This is a genomic window from Pseudomonas fulva, assembly GCF_023517795.1.
Lineage (GTDB): Bacteria > Pseudomonadota > Gammaproteobacteria > Pseudomonadales > Pseudomonadaceae > Aquipseudomonas > Aquipseudomonas fulva_D.
In genome coordinates this window covers 3,617,185-3,634,321 of record NZ_CP082928.1, presented here as the reverse complement: position 1 = coordinate 3,634,321, position 17,137 = coordinate 3,617,185, and the positions used below count along the sequence as shown (strand labels likewise).

The 17,137-nt window shown below is 65.2% G+C and carries 16 protein-coding genes; 8 read left to right on the top strand and 8 right to left on the bottom strand.

The genetic code is table 11. The features are described 5' to 3' along the window. The first annotated feature begins 44 nt into the window (after window positions 1-44). A complete protein-coding gene (locus K8U54_RS16595) occupies window positions 45-722 on the top strand; it encodes a class I SAM-dependent methyltransferase (protein ID WP_249906844.1) in 678 nt (225 codons plus the stop codon). Next, window positions 722-1,417, top strand: a complete 696-nt coding sequence (locus K8U54_RS16590; protein ID WP_249906843.1) for a lipopolysaccharide kinase InaA family protein — start codon at window positions 722-724, stop codon at window positions 1,415-1,417. Before K8U54_RS16595 ends, K8U54_RS16590 begins: the two co-directional genes overlap by 1 nt. 213 nt (window positions 1,418-1,630) lie before the next feature. Here K8U54_RS16590 and K8U54_RS16585 read toward each other — a convergent pair whose 3' ends face one another. The 3 genes from K8U54_RS16585 to K8U54_RS16575 all read right to left on the bottom strand — a co-directional run bounded on the left by K8U54_RS16585 (window position 1,631) and on the right by K8U54_RS16575 (window position 3,164). After that, complete coding sequence (locus K8U54_RS16585) at window positions 1,631-2,161, bottom strand: DinB family protein (protein WP_249906842.1); 531 nt, start codon at window positions 2,159-2,161, stop codon at window positions 1,631-1,633. Between the two features lie 93 nt (window positions 2,162-2,254). Further along, a complete protein-coding gene (locus K8U54_RS16580) occupies window positions 2,255-2,605 on the bottom strand; it encodes a nuclear transport factor 2 family protein (RefSeq protein WP_249906841.1) in 351 nt (116 codons plus the stop codon). Between the two features lie 139 nt (window positions 2,606-2,744). Next, window positions 2,745-3,164, bottom strand: coding sequence for an Lrp/AsnC family transcriptional regulator (locus tag K8U54_RS16575; RefSeq protein ID WP_070888008.1), 420 nt, complete (start codon window positions 3,162-3,164; stop codon window positions 2,745-2,747). Window positions 3,165-3,319: 155 nt separating this feature from the next. Between K8U54_RS16575 and yjeH the strand changes: the two genes are divergently transcribed. Then, on the top strand, window positions 3,320-4,594 hold the full coding sequence (gene yjeH, locus K8U54_RS16570) for an L-methionine/branched-chain amino acid transporter (protein WP_249906840.1): 1,275 nt from the start codon (window positions 3,320-3,322) through the stop codon (window positions 4,592-4,594). On the opposite strand, the gene K8U54_RS16565 is transcribed toward yjeH, so the two are convergent. Then, complete coding sequence (locus K8U54_RS16565) at window positions 4,571-9,514, bottom strand: tetratricopeptide repeat protein (protein ID WP_249906839.1); 4,944 nt, start codon at window positions 9,512-9,514, stop codon at window positions 4,571-4,573. The two genes, yjeH and K8U54_RS16565, sit on opposite strands and share 24 nt — an antisense overlap. Before the next feature lie 144 nt (window positions 9,515-9,658). On the opposite strand from K8U54_RS16565, the gene yejK reads away from it, so the two are divergent. Next, complete coding sequence (yejK, locus tag K8U54_RS16560) at window positions 9,659-10,666, top strand: nucleoid-associated protein YejK (RefSeq protein WP_249906838.1); 1,008 nt, start codon at window positions 9,659-9,661, stop codon at window positions 10,664-10,666. A gap of 82 nt (window positions 10,667-10,748) precedes the next feature. Further along, window positions 10,749-11,072, top strand: a complete 324-nt coding sequence (locus K8U54_RS16555; RefSeq protein WP_249906837.1) for a glutaredoxin family protein — start codon at window positions 10,749-10,751, stop codon at window positions 11,070-11,072. Window positions 11,073-11,088: 16 nt separating this feature from the next. Here the strand turns inward: K8U54_RS16555 and K8U54_RS16550 are convergent, their stop codons facing one another. Together K8U54_RS16550 and K8U54_RS16545 are read right to left on the bottom strand one after the other, a co-directional pair. Beyond that, window positions 11,089-11,478 carry a helix-turn-helix domain-containing protein gene (locus tag K8U54_RS16550; RefSeq protein ID WP_249906836.1) on the bottom strand — a complete coding sequence of 130 codons (390 nt, stop codon included), beginning with the start codon at window positions 11,476-11,478 and terminating at the stop codon, window positions 11,089-11,091. 227 nt (window positions 11,479-11,705) lie between these two features. Continuing rightward, entirely contained in the window at window positions 11,706-12,392 is a 687-nt protein-coding gene (locus K8U54_RS16545; protein WP_249906835.1) for a hydrolase, read from the bottom strand. Between the two features lie 271 nt (window positions 12,393-12,663). On the opposite strand from K8U54_RS16545, the gene K8U54_RS16540 reads away from it, so the two are divergent. Beyond that, window positions 12,664-13,125, top strand: coding sequence for a RidA family protein (locus tag K8U54_RS16540; RefSeq protein ID WP_249906834.1), 462 nt, complete (start codon window positions 12,664-12,666; stop codon window positions 13,123-13,125). An 18-nt stretch (window positions 13,126-13,143) separates the two neighbouring features. On the opposite strand, the gene K8U54_RS16535 is transcribed toward K8U54_RS16540, so the two are convergent. Continuing rightward, complete coding sequence (locus K8U54_RS16535; RefSeq protein WP_249906833.1) at window positions 13,144-14,121, bottom strand: LysR family transcriptional regulator; 978 nt, start codon at window positions 14,119-14,121, stop codon at window positions 13,144-13,146. Window positions 14,122-14,435: 314 nt separating this feature from the next. On the opposite strand from K8U54_RS16535, the gene K8U54_RS16530 reads away from it, so the two are divergent. Both K8U54_RS16530 and K8U54_RS16525 read left to right on the top strand, forming a co-directional pair. Then, window positions 14,436-15,206: an SDR family NAD(P)-dependent oxidoreductase gene (locus K8U54_RS16530; protein WP_249906832.1), complete on the top strand. Its 771-nt coding sequence runs from the start codon at window positions 14,436-14,438 to the stop codon at window positions 15,204-15,206. A gap of 127 nt (window positions 15,207-15,333) precedes the next feature. Beyond that, window positions 15,334-16,263, top strand: a complete 930-nt coding sequence (locus K8U54_RS16525) for an ADP-ribosylglycohydrolase family protein (RefSeq protein ID WP_249906831.1) — start codon at window positions 15,334-15,336, stop codon at window positions 16,261-16,263. A 57-nt stretch (window positions 16,264-16,320) separates the two neighbouring features. Here the strand turns inward: K8U54_RS16525 and K8U54_RS16520 are convergent, their stop codons facing one another. Continuing rightward, window positions 16,321-16,905: a DUF1349 domain-containing protein gene (locus K8U54_RS16520; RefSeq protein ID WP_249906830.1), complete on the bottom strand. Its 585-nt coding sequence runs from the start codon at window positions 16,903-16,905 to the stop codon at window positions 16,321-16,323. Window positions 16,906-17,137 lie beyond the last annotated feature (232 nt).

Below are 17,137 nucleotides of genomic sequence, written 5' to 3'. Positions count from 1 at the left end.
ACTGCCCGCCTAGCATCGAGGCACTCTCCCAGAGGTGCCTCGCCATGTCCAAATCCCGCTCCATCGAACTGGCCTTTTCCGGCAAATACGACCGGCAGCACGCCCAGCGCTACCTGCACAAGCACCAGGACGGCCTGGCCAGGCGGCTGTCGCACTGGCGCGACCTGCAGGTCGGCCGCAGCGCCCTGCGCCTGGCCGGCGACCCCAACCTGGTGCTCGACCTGCCCTGCGGCGCGGGCCGCTTCTGGCCGCTGCTCACCGAGCACCCGAACCGGGTGATCCTCGCCGCCGACAACTCTGCGGACATGCTCGCCACCGCCCTCGCCGCCCAGCCGCCCGAGGTCGTCAACCGGGTAAAGACCTTCAAGACCTCGGCCTTCGAAATCGCCCTGAGCGATAATTCGGTGGACTGCGTGTTCTGCATTCGCTTGCTGCATCATTTCCAATCGGCAGAGCACCGTCTGGCGGCATTACGCGAATTCCACCGGGTTACCCGCGATAGCGTGATCGTCTCGCTGTGGGTCGATGGCAACTACAAGGCCTGGCGCCGCAACCGCCTGGCGAAACGCCGTGGCAGTGGCGAGAACCGCTTCGTGGTGCGCCGTGGGGAGATCGAGGCCGAGTTTCTCGAGGCGGGTTTTCAGGTGCTCGGCCACCGCGACTTCCTACCCGGCTATGCCATGTGGCGCACCTATGTACTGCGCAAGGGTGAGGCGAAGTGATGGCGACGGTCATCGTTCAACACCCGGCCATGCAGGCCGGCTCGATGTTCGAGCGCTGGTGGCAGTGCCGCGGCGCCTGGGTGGAGCCCCTCAACAAACGTCGCGAGGGCGAAAGCGGCGTTCAGCTGCTGCGGCCCCGTGACTCGTCCCACCCCATGCTGTACAGCAAACGCCAAACCGGCCACCTGTACCGCAGCCTGCGCCACCCACTTGGCCGCCCGACCATCATGCGTGAGCTACAGGCTTATCAGGCACTCGCTGAGTTGGGCGTCCGGGTACCAAAGCTCGTTTATGGCTCGGCCCGAAAGCATAAGGGCCAGTGGCAGGCGCTGTTGATCACCCAGGCGCTGACAGGGTTCATCAGCCTGGAACAGTGGTACGAAACAGAACACAGCGCCGAGCAGTCGGCCCGCATGCTGGCTGCATTGGCCGATACCCTGGCTCGCATGCATCGCGGTGGCTGGCAGCATGGCTGCTGCTACGCCAAGCATGTCTTCATAAAAATTAACGACAATGAAGGCAGCTCCCCCAGCGCCGAGATCGCCCTGCTCGACCTGGAGAAAAGCCGCCGCCGCTGGCGCACCGCCGATGCTTCGCGCCATGACATGCGCCAGCTGAAGCGTCATTGCGGGGCAATGCCCGAGAGCGACTGGCAACTGCTGATGCAGACCTATACGGCAGCGCTGGCAGCTTAGAAGCTGTTCACGATCTTTCGGCTGGACTCCAGCGCCTTGACTGCAAAGTGGCGCAAGTGGCCTTTCGTAGGGTGGACGACGCTTTACCCGTCCACCGCTCTGCGATCGCAATGGTGGACAAAAAGAGCGTTGTCCACCCTACGCTGGGAGCGGCCGCTTCTGCCTTGTAGCAGCCTCTTCAATGTCCATTTAAAAAGGCTGTGAACAGAGGTCTCAGCGCGAGCACGATGTTCCGCTGAGTGCTTGCCGGGCAGCTTCTCGTCGGCCCGGCTGCGCCTCGTGCAGATACCGCGTAAAGGTATCCTTCGGTCGTTCGAGCCCATTGATCGCCAGGGTGCGTGCCGCCATGCCGCGATGATTGCTGCCATGGGTCAGAAGGTGCATCAGCACTTCCTCGACCGACAACTGGCCGAGGTCGCCGTCGGTGAAGCGAAAGGCGATCACTCGCCGCAGTTCTTCGCCGGTGGCGCGCTCAGCGAAGTCGACGAGCCAGGCATCGTTCTGCGCGATGCGGGCCTTGAGCTCCGCGAATTTCGGCGTCTCGCGGGTGTTGTCAGCGACGTAGCGCTCCGCCTCGCTGCACAGGCGGCTGATAAACAGGCTGTCGACCACCGTGGTGTGGTTGAGGATGCGGATAAAGAACTCCGCATTGTTCTCGGAAAGCTGTTCTAGCTGGCGCTCGCCCAGCGCGAGTAGCTCCTCATTCGCCCATTTCTTGTACTTGAAAGCATCAGCGAACAGCATTCGGGAACTCCGTGGCAGCGATGGTTGGGACAGTGGGTACAAAAAGCTTCTGACACCCCAGCCACAGTGTGCAGAAGCGCGATCGGCCCTACTCTATTCGTAGTTCTCGATCCGGGATACGAGATTGGCTTTCGTGCTGGTGAACTCGAATACGAAGGCGAACCGACGTGGCTGGCCGTCAAGAACCAGGGTGCCATTGGCGGCCCCCACGCGACCGTGGGAAATAGCATGGGTAATCGTTACCTCGACCGGTTTGTGCTGCTGCGCAAGCCATTCGCCGATAGCAGAGCGACCTTCCATCACGCCGGATGGGTGGCGCCATAAGGCGCCTTCGGCGAACGCATCCGCAATGAACTCTCCGCTCACCAACGCCACGGCAACCCTCTGCACAAAAAGGTTCTTTGGTGAGTTGCCGCAGTCTGTACTGCCTCGAACAATCGTCATAGCGCCTCCAGCAAGCAGGGCAGATCAGGGCATGTCGCCGATACGCTTGGCGAGCGAACAGGTTATCGGCCGTTGGCGACGGTATTGGATGATTTGATGGACCGATAAGCATGCTCCCTAGGAGCAGGACCGCGCCGCCTCACATCACCCAATCCTTGACCACCATATGGGTCTTGACCTTGAACACGCCCGGCAGGTTTTCGATTTGCCCGCGCACTTCGGCGAGGCGTTCCATGGACGCAGCCTCGAGGTAGATCAGCATATCGGTCTCGCCGCTGATGCCCGAGCAGCGCCGCACTTCCGGGAAGGCGCGCATGCGCTCGACGTACTGCTCGCAGCGCCCGCCCTTGTAGAACAGCTCCAGGTAGGCCTTGACCACCACCGCGTCGGGTTCGGCGATGCGCGCGTGGTAACCCTGGATGACGCCGCTGGCTTCCAGCTGGCGGATGCGCTCGCTCACGGCCGAGCGTGACAGGTTGACCTGGCGGGCCACCTCGGTGACGGTCAGGCGCGCGTCGGCGCACAGCAAGGCGATGATGCGTTGATCGAACTTGTCCACTGAAGCTCTCTGCACAGGATGACGGCCATTGCCGCCGTTTCGTCGGCGATCGGCGACGCTTCGCCAGCAGCCGCCCAAGCGAGGCGGCCTTACCATTGCCGACAGGGCCGGCAGGCGCTCTGCCAGGGGCCGCGTCAGGAGCGAGAGCATACAACATGAGTCGATTGAACAAGGAACTGGGCCTGCTGCAGGGCGTGGGCCTGCTGTGTACGTCACTGCTGGGCACCGGGGTTTTCGTGATTCCCGCGCTGGCCGCCACGGCCGCGGGCGAAATCTCGCTGTGGGCCTGGCTGCTGCTGATCCTGCTGGTGCTGCCGATGGCCTTCACCTTCGCTCAGCTCGGTCGCCACTACCCCCATGCCGGCGGCGCGCCGCACCTGATCGGCCGCGCATTCGGCGCATCGATGGAGCGCACCAGCGCCTGGCTGTTTCTCGCGGTGATTCCGGTGGGCCTGCCGGCGGCGCTGAATATCGCCAGCGGCTTCTGGCATGCCCTGTTCACCTTGAACGACCTGGCGATCCTGGCCATCCAGCTGGCCACCCTGGGCGTCATCCTGCTGCTCGGCCAACGGCCGGCGCGCACCTCGGGCAGCGTGCAGATCGTCATAGCCCTGGCCATCGTCGCCACCATCGCACTGATCTGGTTCAAGGGCGACCTGCCCCACGCCGGGCAACCGCTGCTGCCGCCCCTGGCTGGCAACTGGCAATTGCTGCCGGTGGCCCTGGGCGTGATGTTCTGGTGCTTCGTCGGCATCGAGGCGTTCACCCACCTGGGCGAGGAGTTCAGGAACCCGCAGCGCGACTTCCCCCTCGCCCTGTTGCTCGGCGTGCTGCTCGCCGGCCTGGTGTACTGGGCCTGCTCGGTGGCGGTGCTGAGCTTGCATGCCTACGGCGATGCGCGCACCGATGCCGCCTCGCTGCCGCTGATGCTCGACGTCCTGCTCGGCGACGGGGCGCGCTGGCTCAGCGCAAGCATCGGTTACCTGGCCTGCTTCGCCTCGATGAACGTCTATATCCAGGGCTTCGCGCGGCTGATCTGGAGCCTGGCCGACGAAGGCAAGCTGCCGCGCGCGCTGGCCGTTCGCAACGCCAATGGCGTGCCGGCCAGGGCGCTGCTGCTGGTGGTACTCAGTTGCGCCCTGAGCACCACGCTGATCTGGAGCCTGTCGCTGTCCCTCGACCAGTTGATCCGCTACGCCAACGGCAACTTCATCGTCATCTACCTGCTCAGCATGGCCGCCGGCTGGCTGCTGTTGCAGGGCCTGTGGCGCTGGCTGGCCGGCCTCAGCACGCTGTTGTGCCTGGCTATCCTGCTGATGCTGGGGTTCGATGCGCTGTATGCCATCGGCCTGCTGAGCGGCCTGCTGATCCTTGATCGCCTGCGCCCATCCCGGCGCGCGGCGCTGTCAGCTCTTCCACCAGCGCCTTAGCTGCCAGCGCAAACGCGCCGGCGGAAACTCGCCGTGCCAACCCAGGCGAACACCGAGGCGCTGCCGCAAGCGCCAGAACGGCAGATGCCCATGGCCGGCCATGTCCTCGGCCTGGCGCAAAACCTCCCGGGCCTGTGCGGGGTCGGCGGTGGCAGCGCACTGGGCCAGCTTGAACAGCGCACGGTAGTAGTCGCGCAGCGAGGCGTCCTGCAGGCGCTCGATCAGGCTGTTCAGCTCGGCCTGGTCGCCTGCCAACGCCGCATCGACCGCCAGCCAGACGAGCCCATCGGCACCCCTCGGGTCACGCTCCAGCGACAGCTGCGACACCTCGGCGGCAATCGAATCCATGCCGCGCAGCCGGTAGCCCAGCGCCAGGTTGTCCAGGGCCCAGGCCTGGGTATCCGGCCGGCGCCAGTCGCTCAGGGTCTCGAACATCAGGCGGTAGCGTTTGCTCTCGATCAGCGCATAGCTGGCGGCGCCCCACACATCGGCGTTTTCGGCCAACGCCTGGCGGCAGCGCTTGAGGGTGGAGCCCAGCAGGATCCGATTGGCATGCCGGTGACCGCCCAGCAACCGCAACATGGCGCACTTGGCGGCATGCCGGGGATCGTTGCGCAGCGCCTTGTCGAAGGCCGCCGACAGGGTCAGGTTGCTGAGCATGTCGTGGGTGCGCCAGCCCAGCCAGGTTTCCACGGCCGCGCTGTGCAACTCGCCCGCCGCCACGCCGGCATCCAGCACCTGGCGCAACACCGGTTCGCGCACGGCGAAGTCGGCGACATCCTGCTCCCAAGTGGCCTCGGCCGCCGGCTCGCTGGCCAGGATGGTCAGCGCGCGCTGCAACAGCGCCTTGTCGCCATTGCCCCTGGCCAGGGGCAGCACGCGGCGCCAGGCGGCCACCGGATCGCCCGCGTCGAGCAAGGCATCCAGGCGTGCCAGGGCCGCGCCAGGCCCCTGCAGTTCGCGCAGCAGGTCGAAGCTGTTGAACGCCGCGAAGCCGTAGCGCGCATCCAGTGCCCAGGCCTGTTCGAAGGCCGGCAGCGCCTCGGCCTTGTCGCCGTTGAGCAATAGCGCGTGGCCAAGAAAACCATGGGCCATGGCGAGCCGCGGTTCCAGGCGCACCATCTGCCGAGCGGCGGCGATATAGGCCGGGTACTGGCCATCCTCGTCGTGCCAGTCAGCCAACTGGCGCCAGCCATCGTAGTAGTCCGGGTGCTGCGCCAGCAGCCCGCGTAGCGCCTCGATGGCACCGGTGTGCCCTTCGGCGCGCAGGGCACGCGGACCATACAGGGCCATTTCCACTGGCGGCTTTCCTTCCCAGCAGGGCGCGGCGAGCACCTCGCGGACTTCGCCGAAGCGTTCTCCTTCCATCAGCAGCTGCAGCAGGCGGTCGTTGATCGCGCGGCTGCGCGGGCTGTAAACCAGCGCCGCGCGCAGGGCGTTTTCCCGCGCCTCACGGTCATCATCCAGGTCGGCCAGGGCGAGCCAGGCATCGACGTCGCCGGGGCGGTTTTCCACCAGTTGCCTGGCCAGCTGCTGGGGGCGCCCTTCGGCCTGCAATTTTTCGGCATAGTACTTGAGCTGATTCCACGCCCATTCGTGGCCGGGCTCGGCACGCAGCACCCGCTCGGCCTGGTCGGCCGCTTCGGCGAACGCATCGCGACGCCCCAGCACGTAGGCCAGGTAGGCGCGCAGCTCGGTGTCCTCGGGCACTTGCGCGACCACCCGGCGCAACTGCTGCTCGGCCTCCTCGAGGCGCTCGCCCTGCTCCAGCAGGCAGTCGACGTACAGGCTTACCGTGGGTGTCCACAGCGGGTTGATGCGGAAGCTTTCCTGCAGGGCCTGGCAGCAGGCGTCCAGCTCGCCCTGGTGCTTGTGCAGACGCGCCAGTTCCAGCGCCAGCCGCGGCAGCAGGGGGAAGCGCTCGATGGCCCGGCCCAGGGTGTCGGCCGCCGCAGCGTACTGCTCCATGCGCGCCTGTTGGCGGGCGACCACCACCCACAGCTGCCAGAGGTCCTCGCGCTGGCCGAGGGCCTCGCGCAGTTGTTCGAGCAGCGCCTGCGGCTCCAGCAGGCGCTGGGCCTGCTGTTCATAGGCCAGCCAGCCATCACCGAAGGTCACCTGGCGGGTCAGCTCGGCATGGATCGCGGCCAGGGTGTCGACGGCCTGCTGCTGGCTTTCGCAGGTGTCGAGCAGCATGTTGCTGGCGTATTCGTTGTCGGCGAACAGCCGCAGGGCTTGCTGGAAGGCTTCGCGGGCGGCCTCGCGCTGGCCGTCCTGCAGCAGCACGAAGCCGTGGGTGGAGTGAAAATAGGTATTCTGGGCATCGACCAGTCCGGCCTGTCGGCACACCACCAGGGCCTCGTCGCGCCGCCCCTGGCGCGCCAGGCAGCCGGCCAGCTCGCGCAGCGTCCAGGCGTGCTCGGGATGATTGTCCAGCAGACGCCGCAACGCCTGCTCGGTAGCGGGCAGGGAGTGCCGCTTGGCACGCTCGACCTGCAGCTCGGCGATCCCCAGATGGTGGGGGTACTCGGCAGCCAGGGCATCGACATAGGCATCGGCGGCCTCGCTGCCCTGCCCCTGCTCCAGCAGGGTCACGCACAGGCGGTGCGCTGCCACCGCCAGGGGTTCGAGCTGGGCGGCCTCGCGCGCCCAGACCAGGGTCCGACGCGGGTCCTCCAGGCGGCGCATGCCGGCCTGCACCGCCGCACGCAGCCACGCCGCCCGCCGGCACAACGGCTCGGCCTGTGCGAGCAGCGCCTGGCAGGCCTGGGCATCGCCGTTACGCCCGTGGTGCTCGGCCAGACCGAGCAGCAACTCGCCATCTGCCGGGCGCCAGGCCAGCGCCTGCTCCAGCACGGCCTGTGCCTCGTAGGGGCGCTGCATGTCTTCCAGCGTTTCGCTGAGGGTCAGGCTGGGCGCCGCCGCCTGGCGGCCAAGCCGCGCCTGGCGGCGCTCGAGGAACTGCAGGCCTTCGCCGGCTCGGCCCAGCGCACGCAGGGCACGAAAGTACTGCACGGCATAACCCTCGTGGGAGGCGTGCAGGCAGGCCGCCAGGAGATACAGCTCACAGGCCTCCTCACGGCGATTCTCGCCCCAGCGCAGGCTGGCCAGCGTGTTCCAGGCGCGGGCCTGGGTGGGCGTCTGCAGCAGCACGCGCTGGAGAATCTCGGCCACCTGGCCGTGGCAGCGACCGTCCTCGCTAAGCAACTCGGCATAGCGCACGCTGATGGTCGGCTCGTTCCAGCGCGCCTGACAATGCCCGCCCAGCCACGCGAGCTGCACGCTGCGCGGCTGCAACTGGGCCAGCGAAGTGGCCTTGGAGAGGATCAGGTTGGCATCCTCGGGAAACTGCGCGAGCAGGGCTTCGGTGCCCTGCAGCACCTCGCGCTCCTGGCCGTCGTACCAGCCCAGCGAACGCTGCGCCTGCCAGGTCAGCCGGTGTTCGGGGCTCAAGGCTTGCAGGGCCTGGTAGGCGGCCAGCGCCTCGTCGCGCTGGTGCACCTCCAGGGCGCTGGTGAAGCGGTAATAGTGATCCCACAGCTGGCGATCCGGCAGGTCGAGCCCGTCCAGGCGCGCCGCCTGGTCGGCCGGCAACAGCAGCATGCCGCGCGGCCCGGACGCACGCTGCGACGCGAACAGCAGCTCGGCCAGGCTCTCGCCATGGTGGGGCTGCGCCGGGTCGCGCACCAGCAGGGTGCCGCGCGGCTCGTCATAGCCGACCAGCGCCTGCAGGTGCCCGCTGCCGGTGTACTGCAGGGTCAGGGTGAATGGCATGCCGCGGTCGATCAGGGCACGGCTGGTGGCCCAGTCCGCGGTGAACTCCACGGCCAGGTAACCGTTGCGCTCGGCCCAGGCGCGCTCGGCCTGGTGCGAGGTGCCGTCGTAGCAGATCTCCTCGGCGACCTCGAGGTGCTCGACGCGCTTGCCCCAGTAGTCGGAAATTGCCGTCAGGGTCGCCGGCACGCAGGTCATGTGGTGCTGGCGCACGAAGGGCACCGGCAGCAATACCCGGCGCCCGGTAGGGCTCGCCAGGTGCGCCTGAATCTTCTCGTAGAAGCCGCCGCCGGCTTTCTCGGCCCATTGCCGGCCAGCGCCATGGTCGCCCTGCAGGCAGGCGATGTCACAACGGCGCGCGGCGATCCAGTCGGTGGGGCTGCGCTCGTTGATGCGTTCCAGCGTCTGCATGTGGTCGAGCCAGGCGCGCGCCTCGTCGAGTTCATCCCGTTCGATCAGCACGTTGACCAGGTGTGCGCAGATCGCTGCACTTTGCATCTCCCGAGCGCCGCGGCGCAGCAACTGCAGGGCGCTGTCGACCTGCCCCAGTTGCAGCTGCAGGGCGGCCGCCTGGCTCAGCGCCGAGCGAAAGTCGGGCTGGCGGGCCAGCACCTGCTCGCACAGCGCCAGGGCCTCTTCGCGGCGATCCTCCAGTTCCAGGCCGTGACTGCGCTCGACCAGCAGCCACGGATCGCCGTCGCCGTGCAGGCACGCCTGCTCGTACAGCGCCTGGGCCGTGTCGAAATCGCGCAGCGAGGCGTACAGGTAAGCCTTGAACGACAGCCATTCAGCCTGCTGCGCCGCCTCGGCCGGCAGCCAGTCAGCGAAGCCCTGCAGCAACCGCCAGGCCCGGTAGTGACCACGCCTGGCCATCTGCATGCGCAGGAAACGCAGGCGGGCATGGAAGGACTGCGGGTAGCGCCGGTAGGCCAGCCAGGTCAGCACGTCGGCCAGCCGCGGCGCACCGATGTGCCCGGCCAGCCGCGCCATGCAGGTCATTGCCTCCGGCCCCTGCCAGTAGCGCGGGTCGCCCTGTTCGCTGGCCAGGGCAAAGGCCTGCAGGAACAGGCCACGGTCGATCAGCGCCTCGAGCTGCGCCAGCAAGGCTGGCGAAGGGACCTGCGCATTGGGGTTGAAAACGGACATGGAGCGCCCTTCCCTGGTCATCGAATGTCAGCCGGCACTCTATGGCGGGGCGTCGTTCACGACAAGGCCGGCATGCTGCACCTGTGACGGCCCGCTCGGGTACAATCACCCGCCGCCTCCAACTCGCTGTCACAAGGATTTCCCATGCCGATCCGTCACTGCATCGTCCACCTGATCGACAAGAAGCCCGATGGCACGCCCGCCGTGCTGCATGCCCGCGACAGCGAACTGGGCGCCTCCCAGGCCATCGAGAACATGCTGGCCGACCTCAACGACAGCTACAACGCCAAGCAGGGCAAGGCCTGGGGCTTCTTCCACGAGGAATCCGGCGCCTACCCCTTCAGCGGCTGGCTGAAGACCTACCTGGAAGATGGCGAGGATTTCACTGCCTTCAGCCGCCAGGCCGTCGAGCACCTGCAGAAGCTGATGGAAGAATCCAACCTGTCCACCGGCGGCCACGTGCTGTTTGCCCATTACCAACAGGGCATGACCGACTACCTGGCCATCGCCCTGCTGCACCACAGCGAAGGCGTGGCGGTGAACGAGGCGCTGGACGTGACCCCGGCCAAGCACCTGGACCTGGGCCAGCTGCACCTGGCGGCGCGCATCAACATCAGCGAGTGGCGCAACAACAAGCAGTCCAAGCAGTACATCTCGTTCATCAAGGGCAAGAACGGCAAGAAGGTCTCGGAGTACTTCCGCGACTTCATCGGCTGCCAGGAAGGCGTCGACTCGCCCAGCGAAACCCGCACCCTGCTCAAGGCTTTCAGCGACTTCGTCGAGAGCGAGGACCTGCCCGAAGAACAGGCCCGGGCGAAGACCGACACCCTGGTCGACTACGCCACCAGCCAGGCCAAGATGGGCGAGCCGATGACCCTGGAAGAACTCTCCGGGCTGATCGACGAAGAACGCCCCAAGGCCTTCTACGACCATATCCGCAACAAGGATTACGGCCTGTCGCCGGAGATCCCCGCGGATAAGCGCACACTGAGCCAGTTCCGCCGCTTCACCGGCCGCGCCGAGGGCCTGTCGATCAGCTTCGAGGCCCACCTGCTGGGTTCCAAGATCGAATACGACGAAGCCTCCGACACCCTGACCATCCGCAACCTGCCGACCCAGCTGACCGACCAGTTGAAACGCCGCAAGGATTGAGCGATAACGCCAGGGTCCGTGCCCGTTTCAGCCGTGCGTGAAACGGGCACAGACCCTGGACCAGCCTGCCGAGACGCCCCTTATGAAACGGATTTTGCTGATTATCGTGGTGCTCGCCGCCTGGCAACACTGGGATCGCCTCGAGCCGATGCTGCTGGGCAAGCCGCAGCAGGTGGCCGGCCAGGGCGAGGTGATCCTCTATGCCACCAGTTGGTGCGGCTACTGCGCCCAGACCCGCGAGTTTCTCGGCGAGCGCGGCATCGCCTACACCGAGCTGGACATCGAGAAATCCCCCGACGCCCGCCGTGCCTACGATGCCCTGGGCGGCCGCGGCGTGCCGGTGCTGGAGGTCAATGGCACGGTGATCCACGGCTACAACCCGCAGGGAATCCTGGCGGCGTATTGAGCGCCGGGCACACCCGTCAAGCTGCCGAGCGGGCCTGCATCTGCCAGGTATGGGGCGTCATGCCTTCGGTCTTCATGAATACCCGGCAGAAGTGCGGCTGGTCGTAGAACCCACATGCCACGGCGATATCCACGAGCAGCAGCGTCGAGGTGGCCAACAGCTCCTTGCTGCGCTGAACGCGCTGTTGGCGCAGCCATTCCTGAGGCGCCAGCCCGGTGCTCTGCTTGAATTTGCGGGTGAAGTGACTGCGCGACATGGCGCAGGCATCGGCAAGGGCGGACACCGCAATCCCCGTGTCCAGGTTATCCAGCATCATCTGTTTGGCGAGCCGTTCCTGCCAGGGCCTCAGCGGCCCGGCCGAAATGCAGGCGATATTGGGTAGCACGGTGCACTGATCCCTGTTCATGGCGATACCTGTGTGAAGAGCAAATCCGCGCAGCGTCATCGAGGCGTGGTGCAAACCCGGGCCATTGACCGCGCAGCCGGAAGCCACGAAGACCGGTGTGCGCTCGGCGCGCCCCGTTCTTCGTGCTCGCGATTGGTTGGTTCAGCGCTGTGGCGAATGCCGCAGCGCCGGGGTGTCGGCTGCGCCAGGCAGCGCAGGTCAGCCCCGCAGCGCGGCTGCAGCCGGGCTCACTGGGCGGCCGGAACCGGCGCCAGGGTCGGACCGTGGGCAACGCGCTCAGGCGCCTTGTGCACCATGGTGTAGGCGTAGTCGACACCCATGCCGTAGGCACCGGAATGCTCCTTGACGAGGTTCATGACGGCGTCGTAGGTGTCGCGGTTCTTCCAGTCGCGCTGCCACTCCAGCAGCACCTGCTGCCAGGTCACCGGCACCACGCCGGCCTGGATCATGCGCTGCATGGCGTAGTCGTGGGCCTCTTTGCTGGTACCGCCGGAGGCGTCGGCGACCATGTAGATCTCGTAGTCGGCATCGTGCATGGCGGACAGCGCGAAGGTGGCGTTGCACACTTCCGTCCACAGCCCGGAGACGACGATCTTCCTGCGGCCATTGCGCTCGAGGGCGTCGCGTACCTTCTGGTCGTCCCAGGAGTTCATCGACGTGCGCTCCAGCAGCGGCGCATCGGGGAACACGGCCAGCAGTTCGGGGTAGGTATGGCCGGAGAAGCTCTCCGTCTCCACGCTGGTGATGGTGGTCGGCACATTGAAGATCCTGGCGGCCTTGGCGAGCGCCACCGTGTTGTTCTTCAGGGTCTGGCGGTCGATGCTCTGCACGCCAAAGGCCATCTGCGGCTGCTGGTCGATAAAGATCAGTTGGCTGTTGTGAGGGGTCAGCACTTCGGTCTTGGGATTGTTCATGGGTAGCGTCCTCGCGGTGGGTGTCGGTGTTTTCACGGGCCCCGGCGGCACGTTCACCATGCATTCGCCAGGAAGGCGGCAGCACCGTGGGGGGTGGCTGCTGCCCGAGTTCGAGAAAAAGTTAACCGAAAGATCGCCGCGCCGCTGGCGCAAGATTGCACCTCTGAAGATGCAAAAATGCGCCATTGAGTTTCCTGTTGCGCTGCTAGCCTTTGCTTCCCGTCGACTCAGGTGACCGCACCTGGGCGGCCTTCAGAGCAAGGAGATTGCAATGCCAGCTACACAACCGTTCGACAAGAAAACCGCTTACTGGGGCGTGCCGTGGGAGGCGAGCTATGGCTATCCGCAGGCGAGGAAGGTGGGCAACGAGATCTACATCTCAGGCCAGTTCAACCACGATGAAGACGGCAACCTGGTTGCCCCTGCGCCGCTGGACAGCGACGGCAAACCCAGCGATTTCTCGTCCATGGGCGAGCAGATGCGCAGCGCCTACGACAATATCGCCAAGCTGCTCGCGCTCTACGGCGCAACGCTCGAAGACGTGGTCGAGGAAACCCTCTACGTACTGGATATGGACGCCGCATTCGCCGTGGTGGGCAACGTGCGCAAGACCGCCTATGGCAGCGAGCGCCCACAATGCGCCAGCAACATCATCGGCGTGTCGCGACTGGCCCAGCGCGCGCAGCTGATCGAGATCGTCTGCAAGGCAGTGATCGGCACGCGGAACGACTGAGCAACCCGCCCGTTCGCGCTATTCGAGCGCAAGCGGCCGCTGCCCTTCGACCAGGGGCTTGAGTTCCGCGACGGCGGCCGCGCAAAAGGTCATGAATGCTTTCACTCGCCAGGACCTGCGAATGTCCTGGTGGGTGAGCAGCCACAACTCGTCCTGAAGCTCGGGCACCACCGGGCCGACGCGCACCAGGCCAGGGGTCATATCGCCCAGCATGCACGGCAGGAAGCCGAAACCCAGCCCGGCAGCGATCGCCACACTGGCGGCTGCCACCGAGTCGGTGCGGTAGGCGATGCAGTGAGGCGCCACCCGGCTTTCCACGTAGCTGGTTGCGCGGAGCCCGCACAAACCACCGGAATACGACACCCAGGCGTGCTCTTCCCCGAACGGCTCGCTCGCCGGTTCCCCTTTCGCGCTGCCATAGGGCGCCCAGGCAATCGTGGCCAGCTTGCGCCCCACCAGGCTTTCCGCCGGCTTTCGGGTCGCACGCACAGCGATATCCGACTCGTCACGGGCCAGGCTCAAGGTCTGGTTACCGACCAACACCTCGATCGCGATGCCCTCGTTGAGGGCCTTGAAGTCGGCGATGATCGGCGTCAGGAAATACAGCAGCAGCGAGTCGCTGGTGGTGATGCGCAGCTTGCCCAGCGGCCCTTCGCCGGCGCGCGATACGCGCCGCGCCACACTGACGATATCCAGCTCGACGCGCTCGCCAAGGGCACGCAATTCCTCGCCCTCGGCGGTGAGCATGTAGCCCGAACGCCGGTGATCGAACAGCGCCACCCCGAGGGTCTTCTCGACCTGGGCGACGCGGCGCGACACGGTGGAGACGTTGATCCCCAGTTTCTTGGCGGTGTCGTTACGGTTGCCGCACTGGCTGAGGGTCTTGATGATGCGCAGATCGTCCCACGACAGCTGGGTGACCGCACTGCTCAAATCCCACTTCGCGCCGGCCGAGGCAGCCAGGCTCGGTGGAGCACCTTCAGGTAACGATTTCACGCCAGCAGCTTCCAGGTATCGGGGGCGTCGATCATACGAAAAGCGTGCCGGTGAACCAAGGCGATGGGCGTTGTAAATGCAGGGCGCAAGCGCCCACGACAGGGTGCCGCATGTTGCTCTTGGCGGCAGGAGCGGTCACGGCAAGGCCCTGCAACCCCACTGCCCTCGGCGCACGAGCGTTGAAGAGCGCCACGGGAACCGTCGGCACAGGGTGGTTTGCATCGAGGTTCCCTGTCGGCGACCGCCCCCACCTGAACGGCATGCCAGGGCCCGAAGTCATAGACTACTTCGACCATGCTCCTTGAAGGTGCCTTATGAGTTTGATTCCCGGATTGAGCGGCGGCGCCCAGGTGCTGATAGGCGGCGCCAGCCGAGGTATCGGCCTGGCACTGTGCGCGGCGTTGCTTGCGCGCGATGACGTGGCGCAGGTATGGGCCGTGGCGCGACACGCCAGCACCTGCGCGCAACTGGCCAAGCTTGCCGAGCAACAGGGGCACCGTCTGAAACTAATCGACTGCGACGCGCGCGATGAACACGCTCTCGACGCACTCGCTAGCAAGATCCGTGAGGAGTGCGATCACCTGCACCTGGTGATCAGTACCCTAGGCATCCTTCACCAGGACGGTGCAAATGCGGAAAAAAGCCTGTCGCAACTGACCCTGGCGAGCCTGCAAGCGAGCTTCATGACCAATACCTTCGCGCCGATCCTGCTGCTCAAGCACCTGTTGCCGTTATTGCGCAAACAACCCGCCACCTTCGCAGCGCTCTCCGCCAGGGTCGGCTCCATCGGCGACAACCGCCTAGGCGGCTGGTACAGCTACCGCGCCAGCAAAGCGGCGCTCAACCAGCTGCTGCACACGGCGGGTATCGAATTGAAACGCCTCAACCCGGCTTCCACCGTCCTGGCGATACACCCCGGCACGACGGACACCCAGCTGTCCGAGCCATTCCAAGCGAAAGTGCCGGAGGGACAACTGTTCGAACCGGCGTTCTCGGCAGATCGCATTATCGAGGTGATAGGTGCCCATGGACCGGAAGACAGCGGGAGTTTCTGGGCGTGGGATAACAAGCCGATTGTCTGGTGATTCGAGACGCGCGCAGAAGCGGGATGAATTGTCAGCCCGGTTCAGCCCTTTTTGATGGCTGCAATCGGCCAGAAGGCGACATCCGCCGTATGATGCTCGTTGTTGAGCATCGCTTCGGAGACAGCCATTGGACTTTGAGAGCAATCTGCTGGATCGCTATGCCGGATGCCTGCTTGGCCTGGCTTGCGGGGATGCTGTCGGCACCACCCTCGAATTCAGCTCCCGCGAGACCCTGAGCCCGATCACGGATATGGTCGGCGGTGGGCCCTTCGCTCTGGCCCCTGGCCAATGGACAGATGACACCTCGATGGCACTTTGCCTGGCAGAAAGTCTGCTCTCAAAAAACGGCTTCGATGCCAGGGACCAGATGACGCGGTATCTTAATTGGTGGCATTGGGGCTACTGGAGTTCGACGGGGCAATGCTTCGATATCGGGACGACAGTAAGACAGGCGCTAATGACTTTTCAGGAAACTGGGGAGCCGTTCGCTGGCTCCATTGATCCAGAAACGGCTGGAAACGGCTCGATCATGCGGCTGGCACCCATCATCCTCTTCTACTTTCCGGACCAGAACGCGATGGCATGGGCCGCAAAGCAAGGTTCCCGCACAACCCATGGCGCTCCCGAGGCAATCGAGTCGTGTCAGTTGTTGGCAGAGGTGGTTTTCAAGGCATTGGCAGGGCATGAGAAAGGCGATGTGCTCGCCCTTTCTCCGGCCCAGTATTGCCAACCGGCAGTCAAAGACCTCGCTTCGGGCAGTTTCAAGAACAAGCACCGCGACCAGATCAGAGGAACCGGGTACTGCATTGCTTCGCTCGAAGCCGCACTCTGGTGCTTCTGGTCCACTGACTCCTTCGAGGCAGCCGTGCTGCAAGCCGCCAATCTGGGTGACGATGCCGACACCACCGCTGCGATCGTTGGCCAGATAGCCGGTGCGTTCTATGCGAAACCGGGTATTCCGTCTCGATGGCTGAAAAAGTTGCACCTGGGTTCAGACATCGAAGGCATCGCCGTCGCGCTGTTCGAATCAGCCCAGTCTCGAATCCCGATAAATTAAGCTGTGCCCTTTTCCATGTCTAAAGAGTCGCGGTGTCCGCACGGCGACACCGCGCCATCACGTCAGGTCATGAAGGTCTTTGCTGGTGGCCGGGTCAATTGCAAACTCCGAGAAGCGCACGACAAGCCCGCTTCGCTCCGGCGTGCAGGCCGTGGGGCCAACCTGGTAGGTATCGGCAACCGGGAACGGGGCAAGCCGCAGCAGTGGCCAGAAGCTTGCGTCGCGGGACGCCTGGATCCGCAGTGCGCCATTGGCAAGGGTGACGCGGATATAGAAGTCTTCCAACGCCTTGAAGGGCTGTGAGACCGACCAATCCGATTTTCCGTCGGTGACCACGGTGCTGAGAAACGCTTGCCCGTCGGTGTACTCCACCCCGGTCTTCACCCAACGCTTCTCGTCGATACGCACCATCAGGCCGGCCTGGTCGTACAACGAGCGGAATTCGCCCTGAATGCGGATTGTCGCCGTGAAACCGTCGGCGGTGGTGATGCCTAAAAAATGCCCCGTGTCGCGGGTAAAGCCATAATGGGTCTCGCGCCAGAAATCCGTTTTCTGCTCGGTTGTCATCGTCAGACTGTGTTCCGAAACCTCTGATGTAGCGGGACGATTCAGCCATTCACCACGTCGAAAATCGATGTTCATTCGCAGGCTCCATGGGATACGAGACAAGGGGCGTTGATAGCGGCCGCTCGAAAAGCGATCAGCAACCCCATGCAAAGTCGGCTGTACCCTGCACCTCGGTCAAGCCTCGCTGCCGACATTTACCGAGTAGGGTTTCAGACTCGGGGCACGGGGACTTCGTTTCCCTGTTCTGGAAGGGATTCAGTTTGGATGCCCGCTTGTAGCGGGGGCCATAGAGGGAGCTTGCGTATCG